General features: G+C 55.2%; 1 protein-coding gene. It reads right to left on the bottom strand.

Annotated elements, in window-relative coordinates; genetic code table 11:
- A partial coding sequence (locus tag KDM89_RS20320; protein WP_212689679.1) for a hypothetical protein occupies positions 1 to 375 on the bottom strand: 375 nt, incomplete at both ends.

The following is a 375-nucleotide window of genomic DNA, read 5'->3' as shown; positions in this document are numbered from 1 at the left end:
CTTCCAGATCTTCATCCAGTTGCAGGTTGCCGTGACAATCCAGATCGGCGCAGGACAGATAGCCCAGGCATTGAATATCGCCAAAACCGCCGAACACATCGTGATGTGCCTGGCGTGCAGCAATCGCCGGATGGACCAGCAGGTCAATGAAGCTCTGGCCTTCAGCCAGTTTGCGCTGATCCAGCTCTAATACACGCGCCATCCATTCGGCGCTGCAGCCGGTTTTGATGAGGAATTCCACATCGATATGTCCGCCTACGTCCAGCGTATGGCCGACGTATAAGGACTGGACCTGTACATCGCCGGTCACGGTCAGTTTGCCGAGGCAAAAAACTTCTTCTGCGATCAGGTCGCCATCAATCAGCAAGTCACCGC

Source organism: Cognatundibacterium luofuense (assembly GCF_018139685.1).
GTDB lineage: Bacteria > Pseudomonadota > Gammaproteobacteria > Burkholderiales > Burkholderiaceae_D > Undibacterium > Undibacterium luofuense.
The sequence above is the reverse complement of the archived record's forward strand: the minus strand, read 5'-3'. Positions and strand labels throughout refer to the sequence as shown.